This window comes from Mycobacterium sp. PO1 (assembly GCF_017312405.1).
Lineage (GTDB): Bacteria > Actinomycetota > Actinomycetes > Mycobacteriales > Mycobacteriaceae > Mycobacterium.
Map to the genome: position 1 here is coordinate 24,609 of NZ_BLTG01000077.1, position 12,783 is coordinate 37,391.

Here is a 12,783-nt window from a genome sequence, read left to right on the forward strand (position 1 = left end):
AGAAGGGGATGCGGCCTCCATCTGCAGCGCCGATCAGCAACTTCTACTTACTCATTGATGTGCTTGTTTCAGCTGTCAGCAAATTTTTGTAGCTGCAGGCGATCTCCGCCTCTCGACGTCGGACGCGGCGGCTGCCGGTAGGTGTCGCGTCCCGCGCCGTCCTGCGAACAGTGACCCACGCGTCGATTTGCTCGCATCCGTCGCCCGCTAGCCTGGCGGACGCTCGTGGTACGCGTTCGCTTAGTCTCGGCGACCGACCAACCTGGAGGAGACGTGCTGTGACCGACCGCGATGAGACATTGCGGAACGAGCCGGGCTGGACCGGACCCGGGGACCCCGATGCCGAGCCGGCGTCGCACCAGGAACCGGCGTCGCCGCCGCGGCAACCCGTGCCCCCTCGGCCCCCCGCCGGCACTCACCCGCACCCGTTCGAGGCCGAGCGCCCCGGCAACTCGTTTCGGCAGCCGGTGTACGGCGCGCCGCCCGCACGTCCGGGCGGGTGGGGCTCCGCACCGGGTCCACAGGCTTGGACCCCGCCCACCCGGCCGATCCAGCCCGGGCAGCCGGCGCCGATGTTCGGTGGCGCGCCGCAGCCCCCCGCACCACCACAAACCAACTCCTATGCCGAGCTGATCCGCGCCGACGGTGTCGTTCCGACCCGCAAACCCACGCCGGGCCGGGGTTGGCGACGGGCTCTGTACACCGCCACGTTCGGCCTGGTCAACCTCGGGCCCTCCCCCGAGGAACGCCGGATCGCGGAGCTGGAGAAAATGATCCGGGGCCCACTGCGCGGGCATTTCAAAGTCGGTGTGATGGGCAAGGGCGGGGTCGGCAAGACCACCGTCTCGGCGAGCATCGGCTCGGTGCTCGCGGAGCTCCGTCAGGACGACCGCGTCATCGCCGTCGACGCCGACACCGCATTCGGCAAGCTCGGCAGTCGGGTCGACCCTCGGGTACAAACCTCGTTCTGGGAACTGACCGCCGATCAACATCTGGAGACGTTCGCCGACATCCGTCACCGCGTCGGCAGCAACGCCGCCGGTCTGTTCGTTCTTGCCGGGGAGGCCACGCCGGCCCGTCGGCGAGTGCTCGACCCGGCCATCTACCGGGAAGCCGCGGCCCGCCTGGACCGCCATTTCTCGATCTCGGTCATCGACTGCAGCTCGACGATGGATTCACCGGTCACGCAGGAAGTGCTGCGCGACCTGGATGCGCTGGTGGTGGTGTCGTCGCCATGGGTGGACGGTGCCGCCGCGGCCGGCCAGACACTGGACTGGTTGTCCGCGCGCGGGATGACCGGACTGCTGCGCCGCACCGTCGTGGTGCTCAACGACTCCGACGGTCACGCCGACAAGCGCACCAAATCGACGTTGGCTCAGCAATTCTCGAGTCAGGGCCAACGGGTCATCGAGGTGCCGTTCGACGGTCACCTGCGCCCCGGCGGGGTGATCGACGGGACCGCGGAGATGTCGCGGCCCACCCGCACGCGCTTGCTCGAAGTGTGCGCAGCGCTGGCCGAGCACTTCCCCCGCCAGGACGACCGCACCCGCGACCGGCGCTGAGCCGAACCGAGCTCACCTGAGCTGTGCGACGAGCGCTTCGATGGCCTCGGCGTCGGCGGCGGGGACGGGCAGTTCTGACTCCGCCTGCTGGATCGCCGCCCCGTCGACGCCCGCGGCTTGGGCGGTCTCATCCACCGTCAGGTTGGCTTCGCGTCGGGCGGCGTAGAGCCGCTGCCCGAGGGTGGCCTGCGGCGCGGTGGCCGCCCTCAACATCACGTCGTCGTAGAGCCGACGCACCGTACCGAGCGCCTTGATCAACGCCGGGGTGACCCTGCCGATGCGTGCGGCGCGCGCGGCCACTGCTTCGAGTTGACGCAGATCGGACAGGATCGCGGTGACCCGGGGGGTGAATGCCGGGTCCTCGACCGGTGGGAGCGAGGCGACGGTTGAGCCGAAGCCCCCGACCGCGGCGACGACCGCCTGTGCGAGCAGCGACACCTCGTCCCCGTCGGAGGCTGCAGATGCGGTCTCGGGTCGCGATACGGGCCGTAACACCTCGCCGCGACGCAGTCGGGTGATCGTTCCGGGCGGCCACTTCAGCACCTCTTCGAGCTTTGCCCGCGTCCGTTCACGAGGCCAACTTCGGCCCTTCTCGAAGGCGATCAACGCCCCGGCGTTGATGATGCCGCTGCTGGCCAGGCTGCGCTGGCTGATGTTCAGCTCACGGCGCCGGGCCGCCGCGGCAGCCCCCGCCCGGACCATCCCGGGATCCGGAGCGCCGGTCGACTGATCGACCGGCTCGGGGGTGGTCATCTACCGGCGTCCTCCGGATCGGGCTGGGATCGGCGGAATTCATCGTAGCGATCGCTACGCAACCCGCTACGACTTGGTGCTTCATTCGGCGACGTTTCCATGTCAAAGCTACACCTCGAGTACCGCGCCGACCTGGTTTCACGGTTCGTTTCTGGTGACGCGCCGAGACCGTTCTCGACGCGACGTGTCTAGATGTTTTAGCAGTTGATCGCAGGTATTTGAATCGCTGGGTGGCGCTGCCATGCGTGAGCGCCACAGCGGCCGCTGCGCTTCCACTCGATCTAACTGTTGCGTTGCTACGGTTTTGTGCGATAGTTTCACTTCACCGCGGCGACAGCGCCGCCCAGCGCACGTGAGGAGCAAGCCGATGACCGCCAATCCCTTCGACGAGACACCGGTCGGCGTCTGCACCCGCGATCCGGAAAGGTGGACCACGACGGCCGACGACGAGGCAAAGGCGCTGTGCCGGTCGTGCCCGCGCCGCTGGCTGTGCGCCCGGGATGCCTGCGAGTTGCCCCGCGCCGAAGGCCTGTGGGCCGGCATCTACGTTCCCGAGGCCGGTCGTGGCCGCACCTTTGCCCTTCGCCAGCTCAAGTCACTCGCCGAGCGCAACGGCTACCCGGTCCGCGAGCGGCGCGTCTACTACGCCGACATCGCCTGATGCCGCGCCCGCCCGCTGCCGGGAACGAGGGGTCCGGCAGCGCACGGGTCCGGTGGAATAGCGCGCCGTACCGCGTGGTTACACCGTCCGACGGTGCCGGGCATGCCCCGGGCCCCAACTCAGAACCGTCGCTTCGAGCGACCACTTGCCGAGAGGCGCAGCCGGCACCGTCCCCCAAACTTCTCTCACCAGGTGTCGACGAACCTGTCGCGCTGGTCTCGGGTACGCGCCGCCGCCAACGTCGCGGCGATGACGCCGCGGGTCTCGGCGGGGTCGATCACGTCGTCGATCTCGAAGAGCATCGCTGCGTTGAGCGCCTTCGCGTTGTCCTGCGCCGTAGTGGTCGCCGCGGCGACCCGCTTCTCACGTTCGGCGTCGTCGGCGATCGCCTCGAGTTCCTTGCGCATACCCAGACGCACCGCGCCCTCCAGGCCCATCGGGCCCAGGTGCGCCCCCGGCCACGCCACCGTCAGCACCGGTTCGTGCAGGCTGCCGCCGGCCATCGCCTGCGCACCCAACCCGTAACCGCGGCGCAGGATCACCGCCACCATCGGCACCCGTAATGCCGCCCCGGCCAACAGCATCCGCGATGCCCGGCGCACCAGCGACTCCGCCTCGGCAGCCGGGCCCACCATGTATCCGGGACAGTCGATCAGCGACACCACCGGCAACCCGAACGCGTCACACAACTGCAGCAGCCGGGCAGCCTTGTCCGAGGCGGCCGCGGTGATCGCGCCGGCGGTGAAGCGGGTGTCGTTGGCGATGATGCCGACGGCACGGCCCTCGATACGCGCCAGCGCGGTCACCATCTCCCGGGCGAACCGGGGGCGCAGGAACGTCACCGACCCCGCGTCGGCCAGCGTCTCGATAACCGGCGCGACGTCGTAGGCGCGCCGCGCCCGCTCGGGTACCGCGTCCCGCAGGGGCGTCTGATCCGGCGCGCTCCACGCGGTCACCCGGCCCTGGAAGTAGCCCAGCAGGGTCTTGGTCACCGCGACCGCCTCGGCCTCGTCGGCGACCACGACGTCGACGTTGCCGTTCGGTTCCTGCACCGACATCGGCCCGACGTCGTCGGGCGCCACCTCGCCGAGCCCGCCGCCGGCGATCATCGCCGGCCCGCCCATGCCCAGCGACGCATTCTTCGTCGCGACGATCAGATCCGACGCTCCGGCGATGACGGCGTTGCCGGCGAAGCAGCGGCCGTGCACCACGGCGATACGCGGCACAACCCCGGAGAGCTTGGCCCACAGCGCGAAGGCGCGGGTGTCCAGGGCGGACACCACGGGATAGTCGGTGTCACCGGGCCGACCGCCGCCGCCCTCGGCGAAGAACACCGTGGGCAGCCGCATCCGCTCGATCAGCTCGAACAACCGGTCCTTCTTGCGGTGCCCCAGCGCGCCCTGGGTGCCGGCCAGCACCGTGTAGTCATAGGACAGCACCGCGCAGGCGCTGGCTTCAGCGCCGAACACGTCGCCGTTGACGCGGGCGGTGCCGGCGACCAGCCCGTCGGCCGGGGTGCGCGCGATGAGGTCTTCGACGTCGCGGCGCATCCGCTGCGGGGCGATGGCGAAGCGGCCGTACTCGACGAACGAACCGGGGTCGACGAGGTCGGCGAGGTTCTCCCGCGCGGTGCGCCCGCCGCGCTCGTGCCGCCGGGTCACCGCGTCTGGGCGGGCGGCGTCCTCGGTCAGCTCCCGGCGACGACGCAGCTCGGTCAGATCGTCGCGCTCAGCCATCGAGATGCGCGATGGCCGTGGCGATCTCGTCGACGAGCGAGTCGACCTGGGCGGGGTCGTAGCCACGCTTGCCGAGCTTGGGCTTGTTGAACCGCATGCCCCGCACGTCGTCGGCCGACAGATGCCCGCGCCCGTCGAGGCGGCGGGCGGCCAGCGCCAGGAAGTCGTTGACGGACTTCTCGTCGTAGCCGCGTTTGCCGAACGCCGGCTTCTCGAAGGTGATGTTGCGCAGATCCTCAGCTCGCAGCACGCCGTCGCCCATGGAGCCTGACTCTAGCCCCGGCGATGAGCGGTCTCCGCGGGTTCGCGCCTCACTGGCGGCGAGTCACCTCAGCGACGTACATGCCCGGAAACTGATCACCCCGGTCGCCCGGCGATGCCGTCGATGAGCCGCGCGCACACCGCGTCCATCTCCGCGCGGGCCTGCTCCTGATCCTCGGCGCGCGAGACGAACAACGCCGCCTCGTCGAGTGCACCGAGCAGCACGTGCGCGGTCGAACGCAGCGGTTGCTCGGGAATCGCGCCCTCCGCAACGGCCTGGGCGAGCATGGCCTCGATCACCCCCAGTCCGTACTTCGCCCCCACCGCGCGCCAGGTGTCCCAGCCCAGTGCCGCCGGCGCGTCGATCAGCACGATCTGCTGCACGTCGGGCGCCGAGCAGACCTCCAGGAACAGCCGCGCCCCCAACCGCATGGCGGCCAGGGAGTCGGGCGGCTGCGCGGCGGCGATGCGCTCGGCGACCTCGGCCACCACCGTGCGCTCGACGTCCTCGTACACCGCGGTGAACAGCGCTGTCTTGTCGGCGAACTGGTGATACAGCGCCCCCCGGGTGACACCCGCCGCGGCGGCGATGGCCTGGGTGGACACGTTGGCAAAGCCCTGCTCGGCGAACAGCGCCCGTGCCGCGTCGATCAGGACGGCTCGGGTGGCGGCGGTGCGCTCGGCCTGCGTCCTACGGCGACCATTGACTTCCATACAGTCTGTACGTAACTTTCATACACAGTGTTTGTAAGTTTCCCGGAAAGGATAGCGGCCATGCCGCAGCTCGCGCTCCCCCAGGCCACGATCGACTACCGAGTGGTCGGGCCGGACACCTCGCCCCACCCGCCGGTCGTGTTCGTCCACGGCATCCTCGTCGACAGCCGACTGTGGACCGCCGCCGCGCAACAGCTCGCCGAGCAGGGCTATCGCTGCTTCCTGCCGAACCTGCCACTGGGCTCCCACACGATCCCGGTCACCGATACCGCGGTGCTGTCACCGTCCGGGATGGCAGACCTGGTCCACGACTTCATCACCGAGCTGGGCCTGCAGGACGTGACGCTGGTCGGCAACGACACCGGCGGCGGCATCTGCCAGCTGGTCGTCGACGCGCACCCCGAGCGGATCGGCCGGATGGTGCTGACCAATTGCGATGCGTTCGAACAGTTTCCCCCGTTTCCGTTCACACTGGTGTTCGCGCTGCTGCGCGGTCCCCGCTCGATCAAGGTGCTGGCCGAGCAGCTGCGGCTGCGTCCGTTGCGCCACTCTCCGCTGGGCTATGGCCTGCTGATGACCCGCCCCGACCCGCACCTGACCGACTCGTGGTTGGCGCCGGCGCGCCGCGACGTCCGCATCCGGCTTGATCTTGCTGCGCTGCTGCGCGCGGTCGCGGCCACCGACCTCACCGACGTCGGGACACGGTTGAACCGGTTCACCAAGCCCGTCATGCTGGTGTGGGGTCAACGCGACCGGTGCTTCACCCCGGAACTCGGGCGTCGGCTGGCCGAGGCGTTCCCCGCGGCGATGCTCGTCGCCGTGCCCGACGCGACGACGTTCGTCGCGCTGGACAACCCGGCCGCGGTGGCACAGGCCGTCTCCGACATCACGGCCGCCAGCACATCCCCCTGACAAAGTTATCCACAGGCGGTCTCGCGAGGGCCGCAGATCGTCGGTGCCCGGTCCTAGCTTGAGTCCATGACGAACTGGATCAACACGGTCAGCCGCGACCATGTCGAACGCGGCGTGCAAGGCGGGTTCACCCAGGCCAACCACGGCAAGCCGCACATGCTGGCGAAGATGGCCCGCGGCGACTGGATTGCCTTCTACTCACCGCGCACGGTCTACCCCGGCGGCCCGCCGCTGCAGGCATTCACCGCGATCGGACAGATCACCGACGACGAGCCGTACCAGGCCGAGGTGTCCCCGGACTTCACGCCGTGGCGGCGCAAGGTCGACTTCCTCGACTGCGTGGAAGCTCCGATCCGGCCGCTGCTCGAGCGGCTGAACTTCATCGAGGACAAGTCCCGCTGGGGCTTCAAGTTCCGCTTCGGGGTGTTCCGCATCGACGACCACGACCTCGACGTGCTGCGATCGGCCATGCTGGTACCCATCGGGGAGGCTACTGTGGACACGTGAGCAACACCGACACGGCGCCTGACGAAGTCGACTGTGCCCCATCGTCATTCACCGGTGTCCTGCATCCCCGTGACGTGCCGCTGGGTGGGCCGCGCGCCATCCGGGTGCGCCGGACACTGCCCCAGCGGGAACGCTCCCTGATCGGGGCGTGGTGTTTCGTCGACCACTACGGCCCGCACGACCAGCGCGGCGGCTCCGGCATGGACGTGCCGCCCCATCCGCACACCGGGCTGCAGACGGTCAGCTGGTTGTTCAGCGGCCTGGTCGAGCACCGCGACTCCGCCGGCGTGCACGCCATGGTGCGTCCGGGTGAGCTGAACCTGATGACGGCGGGGGCCGGCATCTGCCACTCCGAGGTGTCGGTGACGACCGCGCCGGGTGACGAGGTGCTGCACGGGGTGCAGCTCTGGGTTGCGCTGCCGCACGCCGACCGCGACACCGCGCGCGATTTCGCGCACTACGCGCCCGATCCCGGCGCCGCGGGCGACGGGGTGACCGCGCGGGTGTTCCTCGGCGAGCTCGCCGGGCAGCGCTCCCCGGTGCATACGTTCACTCCGCTGCTCGGTGCGCAGCTGGACCTCGAGGCGGGCGCGCAGGCGGACCTCGACGTCGACCCGGGCTTCGAACACGGCGTGCTCGTCGACCAGGGGGAGGTCGAGGCGTGCGGAGCGCGGCTACAGGTGGCCGACCTGGCCTACCAGGAGCCGGGCCGACCTCGGCTACACCTGGCCAACCGCGGTTCGACGCCGGCGCGGGTCCTGGTGCTCGGCGGCACCCCGTTCGGCGAGGAGCTGGTCATGTGGTGGAACTTCGTCGGCCGCAGCCACGACGACATCGCCGCCTACCGCGAGCAATGGCAGAGCCACGACGCCCGGTTCGGCGCCGTCGACGGCTACCGCGGATCGCCGGATCGGTTGCCCGCGCCTCCGCTGCCCAACGGCAGGCTGCGTCCGCGGTCCAATCCGGGGGTATCGCGCGCCAACCCGGGGGTATAGAGAACAGATGACCACCACCGACCGGACCGGTGCGCCCACCCAGGTCAGCGAGCAGGGCGACCGCTTCACCATCTCGGTCGACGGCCGCATCGTCGGCGTCGCCGACTTCATCGACCGCGACGGCCGGCGCCTCTTCCCGCACACCGAGGTCAACCCGCAGTTCCAGGGCCGCGGTCTGGCCACCATCCTGGTACGTGCAGCGCTGGAGGCCACCCGTCCCACCGGGTTGCGGGTGGTGCCGCACTGCTGGATGGTCGCGGAGTTCATCGACAAGAATCCGGAATTCGCTGATCTGCTCGACCGCTCGAGTGGGTAGCCAGAGACCATGACGACGACCGACAAGACCGGTGCCCTCACCGAAGTCACCCAGCAGTCCGACAGGTTCACCATCAGTGTCGACGGCGAGCAGGCCGGCTTCGCCGAGTTCCTCGACCGCGACGGCCAGCGCATCTTCCCGCACACCGAAGTCGACGAGACTTTCGAAGGCCGGGGTCTGGGCACCATCCTGGTGCGTCAGGCGCTGGAAGCCACCCGCGACGCCGGACTGCGGATCGTGCCGGTGTGTCCGATGGTCGCCGCGTTCATCGACAAGAACACCGAGTTCGGCGACATCACCGACCCGGTGACCGACGAGGCCAAGCAGGTGGCGTCGCAGCGTTAGCGGGCCAGGTCCTCGTCAACGATCAGCATCGGGCCACGCACCGCGCCACCCGTCCAGCGTCTGCACCACGTCACCGGTCGTGATCTGTGAGGGCCGACGACCGGCCCGCCGCAGCCATTCCGCGATCGATGGCCACGCGACTATGCGCGCCGCCTCACGGCGCAGCAGCTCCGGGACGCTGATTCCTTCTTCGCCGGCTCGGCGCACCAAACCCGCATACACCTCATCGTCGATGTCACGGATTCGCACCGTCTTAGGCATGCTTGCAGCATGACATGCACAGGCGCATGACTGCAGGTCAAACGGCCTTTTGGCCTAGAGGTACTGGGCGGTGCTGCCGGAGATCGGCATGCCGTCCATGCCCAGCTTACGGTGATCCCAGCTGCGCAGCCGCGACGGGACCACGCGCACACAGATGCGGTTGTTCATCATCTGGTCGACGAAGGGCCGCATCTCCTCGGTGTAGGGGCCGGTGTAGCGCTCCCACACGCTGATGCCGACCCGCAGATTCGTCTCCGGATCGTCGTGGATCTCGGCCGTCCCGTCGATCGACACCCCGCGCAGCGTGTCGTAGGACAGGCCGTCCTCGATCATCACGGTGATGGTCGGGTCGCGCCGCAGATTCACCGCCTTCTGCGACTTGGCTTTCGTCTCGAACCAGATCTCGCCGTCGAGCACGGCGTACCACATGGCCACCAGGTGAGGCCGGCCGCTGGGAAGCACGGTGGCCATCGTGGCGGTGCGGCTGCGTTCGATGAATTCGGCGATCTCGCCGTCGGTCATGACGATCTTGGCGCGTTCGTTCTTGCCCACCCGTCGATACTGGCAGTGCCGCGATCGTGCCCGTCACCGAGGCCCGTGTTTCGAACACACTTGCGATGGGAATTCGGCTGGGCATGAGCGAAGACATCACCCAGGCCCCGCAGGAGAACCCCACGAAGGACACCTCGCAGTGGGTGACCGGCGACGAGCCGATGACCGGCGCGCAGCGCAGCTACCTGCACACGCTGGCCCAGGAAGCCGGCGCCAAGGTGTCCGACGACCTGACCAAGGCCCAGGCCTTCGAGATGATCGACGACCTGCAGCAGCAGACCGGGCGCGGCGAGTGACCGGCCGCGTCCACTCCTGATCGCGGACAGTGACCGCCATATCCGACCGTGGCGAGTGACTCCTAGGTCCACACCCGATCGCGGAACCGCCAGGCGCTGTCGCGCAGGAACTGTTCCAGCGTGCCCGGCGGCCGGCCCAGCAGGCGCTGCACGTCGGCGGTGATCTGCTGGTTGGCCCCGAATCGGGTCAGGGTGTAGACCGCGGCCATGAACCCGACGGTGTCCCACCCGACACCGCGGGCACGTAGCCGGCGCGCGAACGCGATCAGGTTGGGGTCGGTGTAACGGACCCGATACCCCAGCACGGCGCTGAGTTCGTCGGCCACCTCGGCCATCCGCCACCGGCGGGGGCCGCTGAGGTGGTGCACGACATTGCGGTGCCGGTCCGGGTCGTCGAGGACGGCGGCAACGACCGCCGCGGCGTCGCGGGCGTCCAGGAACGCGGTGGCGCCGCGGCCGGCCGGGATGAACAGCTCATGGTGGTCGGTGATGTCGATTCCGTGAGTGGAGATGGCGCGGTGCAAGTTCTGCATGAAGAACCCGCACCGCAGTACGGTCCACGTCATTCGGCTGTCACGCAGCGCCTTCTCGACCGTGTGATGCGGGATGAAGCGGGCCCGGTCCGCACCGAACACCGACACGTACACCACGTGCCGACAGCCCGCCTGCTGCGCGGCCTGCACGAACGGCACCAGCGCCGACCGGGCGGCCTTGTTGCCCGGCAGCGGGAACAGCAGAAACAGCGACTGCACCCCATCGAGAGCCGCCGCCCAGGTGCCACGGTTGAAGAAGTCGAAGTGCACCGCCTCGGCCCCGTCCGCCTGTACCGGGTTCCGGCTGGCGACCCGCCACGGACGAGCGGAGTCGCTGCGGGCTAGCAGCCGCACCAGCTCGGCGCCGACGTTCCCGGAAGGTCCGGTGACCACCAGCATGGCGCGTCCGCGCTCAGTAGAACGACACCGGCGGCAGCGCTCGGATGCCGCCGCCGCCGCTGTGCCGGGCCGAGAACCGCACCGGCCCCTCGCGGGGCGGGCCCAGCGTCAGCTCACCCACGGGCCGGAACTGGCCGACCGGCGCGCTGACCTGGAAACTGAGCCGGTCGCCGGTTCCGAAGCGGGCATCCGGGCCGGTGGTGCGCGGGCGGACCCCGAACAGCAGCGGCGTGAACCCGACCAGGTAGAGCCACAGCGAGGAGTACAGCGGGGCGACCGGATCGGCCGGCAGCACCGCATGATGCAGTGGCGCACCGTCCCCCGACGACGCCAGCAGGAAGTCCTGGTCTTTTCCCGGCCCGTAGGCGTCCGGAATCTTGATGCACAGGCCGCGCGCGGCCCGTTCCGGGGTGTCAGGGCCGACCTGCACGACGGCGTCGTGGGAGCTGCCCGGTTGCAGCAGCGTCGCCGAACCCGGCACGTCGGCGCGGCCATCGATGGTCAACGTCGCGGCGAATGTGTCTCCAGCGGCGAACAGGTCCCCGGTCTGGGCGAACAGGGCCCCGGCGGTCGCCTGCACCGCCTGCAGCCCGCTGTCCAGGGTGACTCCCTCTGCGATACGCATGCTTTCGTTCATACCCGCGAGCACCGACGTACGACACCCGCGCGGCGCGCCGTCACCGGTCGGTCAGCGTCGCCTCGAAGGCCACCCGATCACCGCGGTAGAGCGCGCGCACCACCTCGATCGGCGACCCGGCGGTGTCCACGGAGCGGCGGTTGAGCAGCAGCATCGGCATCGCGGTGGTGGATTCGAGCAGAGCCGCCTCCCGCGGCGACGGCAGCACCGTCTCGATGCGTTCGGTGGCCTGACCGAACACCACCCCGCGGGCGCGCAGCGCCGCGTACAACGACGTCGTCGGGTCGAAGTCGTCGGCCAGGTCGGCGAACCGGTGCCGCGGCAGATACGTACTCTCCAACCCGATCCGTGCGCCGTCGGCCAGCAGCACCCGCTCCAGGTGCATCACCCGATCCCGCGGCGAAACATCGAGCGCGGCAGTCGTTTCCGGCTCAACGGTGACGTCTTCCCACGTCACCAGCAACCGGCCCGGCGACCGGCCCATCCGCTGGGCGCCCTCGGTGTAGGACTGCAGCGACAACGGCTGCACCAACTTCGGGCGGGAAACGACCGTTCCGCGACCACGCCGTTCGATGCGGCCCTCCACCAGCAGCTCGTGCACCGCCTGACGCACTGTCTCGCGGGCCACCTGGAACCGGGCGGCCAGTTCCCGCTCGGGCGGGAACGGGTCACCTTCGCGCAGGCCGTCGAGAATCTCGTCGAGCCCGGTGCGCACCAGATACGGCTTCGGCAGGCTCATCGGGCCAGGCGCTGCGCCAGGTCGAGCACGACCTGCACCGGCACCCCCGGTGCCGCGGGGTCCTTGGCGGCGTCGTCGTAGCGGCGCAGCCGCAACGCGTCCGAATGCCAGGGATGCCCGGCGAAATCGGGATCCGCCGCGGCGCCGCCCTGCGCGGCCAGCGACGCCACCGAGGTGGTGCTCAGCGCCGCGGCGTAGCCGGGGTCGACGGCGGCGAGGTGGCGTTTGGCGGCGACATGCGCGCCGGCCAGCCAGCCGGCCCGTGCGCCGAACCGGGCGGTGATCCAGTCGCGGGCGATCCCGGAGTGGTCGTCGACGCCGGGGCCGCCCAGCAGCGGGCTGTGCCCGACGTCGTGCAGCGCCGCGGCCAGAATCAGCTCGTCGTCGGCGCCGTCGGCGATGGCGCACGCCGCGGCCTGCAGCGCATGGTCCCATTCGTCGACGGCGGTCTCGTCCCACACCCCGCGCAGCGAGTCCAGCAGGGCCGCGGTCTCGGCCCGCACGTATTCGGCTCTGGTCGGCATGGCGCCAACCATACCCCTGATTGGTCTATACCAATAGTTCACCGGGTGTTCCGCGGCGCCACATCGCACCATTGCGGTGC

The 12,783-nt window shown here is 69.9% G+C and carries 18 protein-coding genes; 8 read left to right on the plus strand and 10 right to left on the minus strand.

Annotation, left to right across the window (positions count from 1 at the left end; all coding sequences use genetic code 11):
* Positions 1–278: 278 nt before the first annotated feature.
* A complete protein-coding gene (locus J3476_RS22375; protein WP_207068542.1) occupies positions 279–1,562 on the plus strand; it encodes a MinD/ParA family protein in 1,284 nt (427 codons plus the stop codon).
* A 12-nt stretch (positions 1,563–1,574) separates the two neighbouring features.
* Here J3476_RS22375 and J3476_RS22380 read toward each other — a convergent pair whose 3' ends face one another.
* Positions 1,575–2,315 carry a helix-turn-helix transcriptional regulator gene (locus tag J3476_RS22380; RefSeq protein WP_207068543.1) on the minus strand — a complete coding sequence of 247 codons (741 nt, stop codon included), beginning with the start codon at positions 2,313–2,315 and terminating at the stop codon, positions 1,575–1,577.
* A gap of 367 nt (positions 2,316–2,682) precedes the next feature.
* On the opposite strand from J3476_RS22380, the gene J3476_RS22385 reads away from it, so the two are divergent.
* Positions 2,683–2,976, plus strand: a complete 294-nt coding sequence (locus tag J3476_RS22385) for a WhiB family transcriptional regulator (RefSeq protein WP_152514878.1) — start codon at positions 2,683–2,685, stop codon at positions 2,974–2,976.
* 185 nt (positions 2,977–3,161) lie between these two features.
* Here J3476_RS22385 and J3476_RS22390 read toward each other — a convergent pair whose 3' ends face one another.
* From J3476_RS22390 to J3476_RS22400, 3 genes are all read right to left on the minus strand, one after another.
* Positions 3,162–4,712 (minus strand): acyl-CoA carboxylase subunit beta, encoded by a 1,551-nt coding sequence (locus J3476_RS22390; RefSeq protein ID WP_207068544.1) that lies wholly within the window; start codon positions 4,710–4,712, stop codon positions 3,162–3,164.
* A complete protein-coding gene (locus tag J3476_RS22395; protein ID WP_207068545.1) occupies positions 4,705–4,974 on the minus strand; it encodes a DivIVA domain-containing protein in 270 nt (89 codons plus the stop codon). The genes J3476_RS22390 and J3476_RS22395 overlap by 8 nt, the downstream gene beginning before the upstream one ends.
* 95 nt (positions 4,975–5,069) lie before the next feature.
* Entirely contained in the window at positions 5,070–5,687 is a 618-nt protein-coding gene (locus J3476_RS22400; RefSeq protein ID WP_207068546.1) for a TetR/AcrR family transcriptional regulator, read from the minus strand.
* Positions 5,688–5,747: 60 nt separating this feature from the next.
* On the opposite strand from J3476_RS22400, the gene J3476_RS22405 reads away from it, so the two are divergent.
* The 5 genes from J3476_RS22405 to J3476_RS22425 all read left to right on the plus strand — a co-directional run bounded on the left by J3476_RS22405 (position 5,748) and on the right by J3476_RS22425 (position 8,762).
* Positions 5,748–6,599, plus strand: coding sequence for an alpha/beta fold hydrolase (locus J3476_RS22405; protein WP_207068547.1), 852 nt, complete (start codon positions 5,748–5,750; stop codon positions 6,597–6,599).
* A 66-nt stretch (positions 6,600–6,665) separates the two neighbouring features.
* Positions 6,666–7,106, plus strand: a complete 441-nt coding sequence (locus J3476_RS22410) for an EVE domain-containing protein (protein ID WP_207068548.1) — start codon at positions 6,666–6,668, stop codon at positions 7,104–7,106.
* Positions 7,103–8,101, plus strand: coding sequence for a pirin family protein (locus tag J3476_RS22415; RefSeq protein ID WP_207068549.1), 999 nt, complete (start codon positions 7,103–7,105; stop codon positions 8,099–8,101). The genes J3476_RS22410 and J3476_RS22415 overlap by 4 nt, the downstream gene beginning before the upstream one ends.
* A gap of 7 nt (positions 8,102–8,108) precedes the next feature.
* Complete coding sequence (locus J3476_RS22420; protein WP_163672477.1) at positions 8,109–8,417, plus strand: GNAT family N-acetyltransferase; 309 nt, start codon at positions 8,109–8,111, stop codon at positions 8,415–8,417.
* A gap of 9 nt (positions 8,418–8,426) precedes the next feature.
* Positions 8,427–8,762, plus strand: a complete 336-nt coding sequence (locus J3476_RS22425) for a GNAT family N-acetyltransferase (protein WP_207068550.1) — start codon at positions 8,427–8,429, stop codon at positions 8,760–8,762.
* A 15-nt stretch (positions 8,763–8,777) separates the two neighbouring features.
* Here J3476_RS22425 and J3476_RS22430 read toward each other — a convergent pair whose 3' ends face one another.
* The gene (locus J3476_RS22430) at positions 8,778–9,023 is read right to left on the minus strand and encodes a hypothetical protein (protein WP_207068551.1); all 246 of its coding nucleotides are present in this window, start codon (positions 9,021–9,023) and stop codon (positions 8,778–8,780) included.
* 54 nt (positions 9,024–9,077) lie between these two features.
* The gene (locus J3476_RS22435; RefSeq protein WP_207068552.1) at positions 9,078–9,575 is read right to left on the minus strand and encodes a pyridoxamine 5'-phosphate oxidase family protein; all 498 of its coding nucleotides are present in this window, start codon (positions 9,573–9,575) and stop codon (positions 9,078–9,080) included.
* A gap of 83 nt (positions 9,576–9,658) precedes the next feature.
* Between J3476_RS22435 and J3476_RS22440 the strand changes: the two genes are divergently transcribed.
* Entirely contained in the window at positions 9,659–9,871 is a 213-nt protein-coding gene (locus tag J3476_RS22440) for a DUF3072 domain-containing protein (protein WP_207068575.1), read from the plus strand.
* Positions 9,872–9,933: 62 nt separating this feature from the next.
* On the opposite strand, the gene J3476_RS22445 is transcribed toward J3476_RS22440, so the two are convergent.
* From J3476_RS22445 to J3476_RS22460, 4 genes are read right to left on the minus strand one after another with little or no spacing between them, the layout of a single operon-like run.
* The gene (locus tag J3476_RS22445) at positions 9,934–10,803 is read right to left on the minus strand and encodes an NmrA family NAD(P)-binding protein (protein WP_207068553.1); all 870 of its coding nucleotides are present in this window, start codon (positions 10,801–10,803) and stop codon (positions 9,934–9,936) included.
* Between the two features lie 13 nt (positions 10,804–10,816).
* Complete coding sequence (locus J3476_RS22450; protein WP_207068554.1) at positions 10,817–11,428, minus strand: hypothetical protein; 612 nt, start codon at positions 11,426–11,428, stop codon at positions 10,817–10,819.
* A 52-nt stretch (positions 11,429–11,480) separates the two neighbouring features.
* Positions 11,481–12,179 carry a GntR family transcriptional regulator gene (locus J3476_RS22455; protein WP_207068555.1) on the minus strand — a complete coding sequence of 233 codons (699 nt, stop codon included), beginning with the start codon at positions 12,177–12,179 and terminating at the stop codon, positions 11,481–11,483.
* On the minus strand, positions 12,176–12,703 hold the full coding sequence (locus J3476_RS22460; RefSeq protein WP_286183548.1) for an HD family phosphohydrolase: 528 nt from the start codon (positions 12,701–12,703) through the stop codon (positions 12,176–12,178). Before J3476_RS22460 ends, J3476_RS22455 begins: the two co-directional genes overlap by 4 nt.
* Between the last annotated feature and the right edge of the window lie 80 nt (positions 12,704–12,783).

What these genes read in the sequence shown, in the direction of transcription:
- J3476_RS22380 (WP_207068543.1), bottom strand. Translation starts at nt 2,315, where the DNA reads ATGACCACCCCCGAGCCGGTCGATCAGTCGACCGGCGCTCCGGATCCC.
- J3476_RS22410 (WP_207068548.1), top strand. Translation starts at nt 6,666, where the DNA reads ATGACGAACTGGATCAACACGGTCAGCCGCGACCATGTCGAACGCGGC.
- J3476_RS22385 (WP_152514878.1), top strand. Translation starts at nt 2,683, where the DNA reads ATGACCGCCAATCCCTTCGACGAGACACCGGTCGGCGTCTGCACCCGC.
- J3476_RS22445 (WP_207068553.1), bottom strand. Translation starts at nt 10,803, where the DNA reads ATGCTGGTGGTCACCGGACCTTCCGGGAACGTCGGCGCCGAGCTGGTG.
- J3476_RS22440 (WP_207068575.1), top strand. Translation starts at nt 9,659, where the DNA reads ATGAGCGAAGACATCACCCAGGCCCCGCAGGAGAACCCCACGAAGGAC.
- J3476_RS22460 (WP_286183548.1), bottom strand. Translation starts at nt 12,703, where the DNA reads ATGCCGACCAGAGCCGAATACGTGCGGGCCGAGACCGCGGCCCTGCTG.
- J3476_RS22395 (WP_207068545.1), bottom strand. Translation starts at nt 4,974, where the DNA reads ATGGGCGACGGCGTGCTGCGAGCTGAGGATCTGCGCAACATCACCTTC.
- J3476_RS22405 (WP_207068547.1), top strand. Translation starts at nt 5,748, where the DNA reads ATGCCGCAGCTCGCGCTCCCCCAGGCCACGATCGACTACCGAGTGGTC.
- J3476_RS22400 (WP_207068546.1), bottom strand. Translation starts at nt 5,687, where the DNA reads ATGGAAGTCAATGGTCGCCGTAGGACGCAGGCCGAGCGCACCGCCGCC.
- J3476_RS22390 (WP_207068544.1), bottom strand. Translation starts at nt 4,712, where the DNA reads ATGGCTGAGCGCGACGATCTGACCGAGCTGCGTCGTCGCCGGGAGCTG.
- J3476_RS22455 (WP_207068555.1), bottom strand. Translation starts at nt 12,179, where the DNA reads ATGAGCCTGCCGAAGCCGTATCTGGTGCGCACCGGGCTCGACGAGATT.
- J3476_RS22425 (WP_207068550.1), top strand. Translation starts at nt 8,427, where the DNA reads ATGACGACGACCGACAAGACCGGTGCCCTCACCGAAGTCACCCAGCAG.
- J3476_RS22420 (WP_163672477.1), top strand. Translation starts at nt 8,109, where the DNA reads ATGACCACCACCGACCGGACCGGTGCGCCCACCCAGGTCAGCGAGCAG.
- J3476_RS22450 (WP_207068554.1), bottom strand. Translation starts at nt 11,428, where the DNA reads ATGCGTATCGCAGAGGGAGTCACCCTGGACAGCGGGCTGCAGGCGGTG.
- J3476_RS22430 (WP_207068551.1), bottom strand. Translation starts at nt 9,023, where the DNA reads ATGCCTAAGACGGTGCGAATCCGTGACATCGACGATGAGGTGTATGCG.